The 5,746-nt window shown below is 77.1% G+C and carries 2 protein-coding genes; both read right to left on the bottom strand.

Features of this window, described 5'->3' with window-relative positions:
• Positions 1–3,153, bottom strand: a 3,153-nt coding sequence (locus D476_RS0131465) for a type I polyketide synthase (protein WP_017627841.1), incomplete at its 3' end; no start/stop codon positions are given.
• Between the two features lie 39 nt (positions 3,154–3,192).
• On the bottom strand, positions 3,193–5,746 hold a 2,554-nt coding region (locus D476_RS0131460; protein ID WP_026124036.1), incomplete at its 5' end, for a KR domain-containing protein.

The raw sequence follows: 5,746 nt of genomic DNA, 5'->3' as shown, positions 1-5,746 counted from the left end.
GGCGGCGAGGACGCCGGAGGCGTGCCGCCGCCACGGGCCCTCCGAGCCGTCGGGGCGGGACCGGACCTCGATGGACCGGCGGCCCGCCTCGTCCGAGGCGCCCGCCCGGACCTGCACCTGAACCGCGGCGTCCCCGGGCAGCACCGGGCGGTCGTGGATTTCCAGGCGGTGCACCAGGTTGCACCCGACCTGGTCCCCGGCGTACACCGCCAGCTCCACCAGGGCCGCGCCCGGCAGCACGGCGGCGCCGTCCGGGGCGCGCTCGGCGGCCCACGGAAGGGCGGTACCGGTCAGCCGGCCGGTGAACAGCACCGACCCGTCCCCGGCGGGGACGGTGGCGCCCAGCAGGGGGTGGTCGGCGGGGTGCAGGCCTGCCCCTGCGACGTCGGCGGCCCCGCGCGGGTCGACCCAGTACCGCTCGCGCTGGAAGGCATAGGTCGGCAGGCCGACGGTGCGCGCGTCCTCGCCGAAGACCGCGCGCCAGTCCGGGGAGTGCCCGTTGACGTGCGCGGTGGCCAGCGCGGTCAGCGCCGAGGCGGTCTCGTCGCGCCCCGGCCGCAGCGCGGGTGCGAACGCGGCGCCGTCGAGCGTCCGCTTGGCCTGGGCGGTGAGCACCCCGTCCGGGCCGAGTTCGAGGAAGGTCGCGGCCCCCAGCCCGTCCAGCCGGGCCAGGGCCGGGTGGAAGCGGACCGGGCGGCGCACCTGGTCCACCCAGTACTCGGGGTCCGTCATGGCCTCGCTCTCGGGCTCACCGGTGAGCGTGGAGACGATCGGGATCCGCGGCGCGTCGTAGGCGATGCTCCGCGCCGCGGCGCGGAAACCGTCCAGCATGGGGTCCATGAGGTGGGAGTGGAAGGCGTGGCTCACCGTGAGCCGCTTGGTGCGGCGCCCGCTCGCCGCGACCTTGTCGGCCACCTCGGCGGTGGGGCCCTCCTCCCCGGACACCACCACCGAGTCGGGGCCGTTGACCGCGGCCAGGTGCACGGTCCCGTCGTCCGGCAGCAGCGCGGCGGCCTCCTCCTCGGACGCCTCCAGCGCGACCATGGCGCCGCCGCCCGGCAGCGCGTCCATCAGCCCCGCCCGGGCGGCGACCAGCCGGGCGGCCCCGTCCAGGTCGAACACGCCGGACACGTGCGCGGCGGCCAGCTCCCCCACGGAGTGCCCGACCAGGTGGCCGGGGCGCGCCCCCCAGTGCTCGAACAGCCGGAACAGCGCGGTCTCCAGGCAGAACAGCGCCGTCTGGGTGTACAGGGTGCGGTCGAGCAGCCCGGCCTCCGGCGTGTCCGGCGCGGCGAAGAACACCTCGCGCAGCGGGCGCCGCGCGTACGCCTCCACATGCCCGTCCACCGCCTCGACGGCCGCGTCCAGGGCCGCGCGGAACACCGGTTGGTCCTCGTACAGGCCCCGGCCCATGCCGACCCGCTGCGCCCCCTGCCCGGTGAACATCATCGCGAGCCCGCCCGCGCCCGCGACGCCCCGGGCGGCCACGGCCCCGTCCAGGAGCACGGCCCGGTGCGGGAAGGACGTGCGGGTGGTGGCCAGCGACAGGCCGACGTCGGCCGGGCGCAGCCCGGGGTTGCGGGCCAGGTGCCCGGTGAGCCGCTCCACCTGCCCGCTGAGGGCCTCGGGCGTCTTGGCGCTGACCGGCAGCGGCACCAGGGAGGCGCGGGCACGGCCCCCGTCCCCCCGTGCGCCCTCCGTGCTCTCTGTCCCCTCCGGGGCCTCTGCGCCCTGGGTCCCCTCGTCGGGGTCCGCGGCCGGGGCCTGCTCCAGGATCACGTGCGCGTTGGTGCCGCTGAGCCCGAACGCCGAGACGGCGGCCCGGCGCGGGCGGTCCGCCTCCGGCCAGGGCCGGGCCTCGGTGAGCAGCCGGGCACTGCCCGACCCCCAGTCCACGCGCGGCGTGGGCTCCTCCACGTGCAGGGTCCGCGGCAGCACACCGTGCCGCATCGCCTGCACCATCTTGATCACCCCGGCGATGCCCGCCGCGGCCTGCGTGTGGCCGATGTTGGACTTCAGCGACCCCAGCCAGACCGGCCGGTCGGCGGGCCGCCCCTGCCCGTAGGTCGCCAGCAGCGCCTGCGCCTCGATCGGGTCGCCGAGCGTGGTGGCCGTGCCGTGCGCCTCCACCGCGTCCACGTCGGCCGTGGTCAGCCGGGCGTCGGCCAGGGCCCGCCGGATCACCCGCTCCTGGGAGGGCCCGTTGGGGGCGGTCAGGCCGTTGGAGGCGCCGTCCTGGTTGACGGCGCTGCCGCGGATGGTGGCCAGGACCCGGTGCCCGTTGCGGCGGGCGTCGGACAGCCGCTCCAGCAGGACCATCCCCACGCCCTCGCTCCAGCTCGTGCCGTCGGCGCCCGCGTCGAACGTCCGGCACCGGCCGCTGGGGGACAGGTTGCCCTGGCGGCTGAACTCCACCCAGCTCTCGATCGACCCGATCACGGTCGCCCCTCCGGCCAGCGCGAGCTCGCACTCGCCCTCGCGCAGCGACCGCACCGCCGAGTGCGCGGCCACGAGCGACGACGAGCAGGCCGTGTCGACGGTGACCGCGGGCCCCTCCAGCCCGAGGGTGTAGGCGATCCGGCCGGAGGCGATGTTGCCGAGCATGCCGGTGATGACGTACCCGGCCAGCTCCTCGTCGGCCAGGTGGCCCAGGTGCAGGTACGACTGGCCGGCCAGCCCGGCGAACACGCCCACCTGGCCCCCCTTCAGGGCGGCCGGGTCGATCCGGGCGTGCTCCACGGCCTCGTAGGCGGTCTCCAGCAGCAGCCGCTGCTGCGGGTCCATCGCCAGCGCCTCGCGCCGGTTGATCCGGAAGAAGCCGGCGTCGAACAGCGGCGCGGAGTCGATGAACCCGCCGTGCCGGGTGTAGGTCTTGCCGGGCGTCCCGGGCTCGGGGTCGTAGGTCCCGGCCACGTCCCAGCCGCGGTCGGAGGGGAACTCGGAGATCGCGTCCCGCCCCTCGGCGACCAGGTCCCACAGCCCGTCGGGGTCGGTGACGCCCCCGGGGAACCGCGCGGCCATGCCGACGATCGCGACCGGCTCGTGCCGGGCCGCCTCGAGCTCGTCGACGCGCCGTCGGCTCTTCTTGAGCTCGGAGGTCACCCACTTCAGGTACTCGACGGCCTTCTTGTCATCGGACTGCTGATCGGACACTGCGATCAAGCTCCTCTCGTGGGGCGGGCGTCAGCGGCGTCATTCGGAGGCGCGTCCGAGCTCGTTGTCGATGAAGGCGAAGACGTCCTCGGCCGAGGCGGAGGCGAGGTCGGCCTCCTCCTCCGCGTCCGCGCCCCCGGTACCGCTCCCGGCCTCCTCGGTCCACGCGGCGAGGATCGCCCGCAGCCGGTCGGTGATCGCGGCGCGGTCGGCGGAGTCCGCGGCCCCGGCCAGGCTCTCCTGCAGCCGGTCCAGGTCGGCCTGGACCTCCTGCCCGGCCCTGGACCCGGGGTCGAGCCGCTCGACCAGCAGCCGGGCCAGCGCGGAGGGCGTGGGGTGGTCGAACACCAGCGTCGCGGGCAGGCGCACCCCGGTGGCGGCGGCCAGCAGGTTGCGCAGCTCGACCGAGGTCACCGAGTTGAACCCGAGCTCGGCGAACGGGTCCTCGGCCCCGATCGCGGCCGGGTCGCCGTGCCCGAGCACGCGGGCCATCTCCTCGCGCACCGCGTCGAGGACGGCCGCCTCGCGCTCGGCCCCCTCCAGCCCGGCGATGCGGGAGGCCAGGGTCCGCCCGCGCGCCGGCCGCGGGGCGACCAGGCCGCTCAGCACCGGGGGCACCGGCCCTGCGGCCCGGACGGCGGCGGGGTCGATCGCGCCCGCCGCCACCCAGGGCCGACCGGCCGCCACCGCGGCGTCGAACAGCTCGCCGTCGGGCTCGGCGCCCCAGGCGACGGCGACCGCGGGCAGGCCGTGGGCCCGGCGGTGCCGGGCGACCGCGTCGAGGTAGGCGGCGGCAGCGGCGTTGGCGCCGTGCCCGGTGCGCCCGAGCACCCCGGTGACCGAGGAGCCCAGGACCAGGGCCGGGGTCCCCTGCCGCTCGGTGAGCCGGTGCAGGTGCCAGGCCGCGTCGGCGGCGCCCCGCACCGCCTCGGCGAGCCCGTCCGCGGTCAGGTGCGCCACCGGCGCCTCGGCGCCGGGCCGGGGGGCGTGCACGACGGCCGCGACGTCGTGGGAGGCGAACGCCTTCTCCAGCGCGTCGGGGTCGCCGCCGGGCACGGTGAGGACCTCCGCGTCGGCCAGGTGGTCGAGGAAGGGCGCCTCGCCGGTGGCGAGAACGGTGCCCTTCCAGCGCGGCGCCGGGCCGGAGGCGGTGACCCGGGCGAGCCGCGCCACCAGCACCTCGCCGCCGCGCACCGCCACCCGGGGCTCGCCCTCGGGCAGGGCGTCCGGCACCGCCTCGGCGTCGACGAGGACGAACCGGCCCGGCTCCTCGTGCTGGGCCGTGACGACCAGGCCCCACACGGCGGCGGCGACGGGGTCGGGGTCGTCGGTGAGCACGGCCCCGTCGGTGTGCACCGCGAGCGGCGCCGACCGCACCCGCTGGAGCGCGTCCAGCACCATGGCCAGGGTGTCCTCCAACCGGCCCTCGCGCGGGACCTCCAGCACCTCGAACCCGGCGGCGCCGGGGGCGGTGGAGGGCACCCAGTCGAGGTCGAACAGCGCGTGGTGCGCCGCGCTGACCGGGGCGGTGGCGACCTCCTCGGTGGTGAGCACCGGCGCGCCGTCGGCGTCCACGGCCACCAGGCCGCCGTCGCGGCGCGCACGCAAGGTGGTCGCCCCGGCGCGGTGCAGCCGGACGTCGCGCCACCGCACCGGCTGCTCCGGCGCCGCGTCCTGCTGGAGCACGGCGGTGAGCAGGCCCGGGTCGATGCCGTGCCCGGTCGCGTCCACCGACGCCTCGGTGTAGGACACGGCGCCGTCGCGCCACGCCTGCGCGACCCCGTCGGCCGGGGGGTCCACCTCCTGGGCGTCCGGCGGCCAGCGCAGGCCGGACGGCTCGGGCAGGGGCGACCCCTCGGCGCTCTCGGCCCCTGCGGGCACCGCGGCGACCGTGCCGGTGGCGTTGCGCTGCCACGGGGTGTCCTCGCCGCGCGAGTGGACCGTGAGCGCCCGCCCGGTGACCGCGACCTGGAGCCGCAGCGGCTCGCCCGGCGGCGGCGGGACCTCGACCGTCAACTCCTCCAGCGCGTTCCCGCCCGCGTGCAGCGCGAGGTCGAGCAGGAGCGCGGCGCCGTGCCCGGCATCGGCGACCCTGCCGGTGTACAGCACGGTGCCGGTGTCCGCCTGCTCGACCTCCGCTCCGAGCAGCGGGTGGCCGCCCGGCTGCAGGCCGAGCCCGGCGGCGTCGGCGGGCCCGGTGCCGGTCAGCCAGTAGCTCTGCCGCTGGAACGCGTAGTTCGGCAGCGGGACGTGGCTCCCCTCGGGAAGCACCGGTGTGCGGCCGTGGATGTAGGCGGTTCCGAGGGCGGTGAGTGCGGTGGTGGTCTCGTCGCGGTCGCGGCGGAGGGCGGGGGTGAAGGTGCCTTCGGCGGTTTGCTGGGCTTGTGCTGTGAGGACGCCGTCGGGTCCGAGTTCGATGTAGGTGGTGGTGCCGTCCTCGGCCAGGGCGGTGACGGCCTGGTGGAAGTGGACCGTCGCGCGGACCTGGTTGACCCAGTAGTCGGGGTCGGTCATCGGGAGGTCGGTGTCGGCGGTGGGGGTGATGGGGATGGCGGGTTCGTTGTAGGTGAGTTGCCGGGCCACGGCGCGGAAG

It is taken from the genome of Nocardiopsis chromatogenes YIM 90109 (assembly GCF_000341185.1).
Lineage (GTDB): Bacteria > Actinomycetota > Actinomycetes > Streptosporangiales > Streptosporangiaceae > Nocardiopsis_A > Nocardiopsis_A chromatogenes.
The sequence above is the reverse complement of the archived record's forward strand: the minus strand, read 5'-3'. Positions and strand labels throughout refer to the sequence as shown.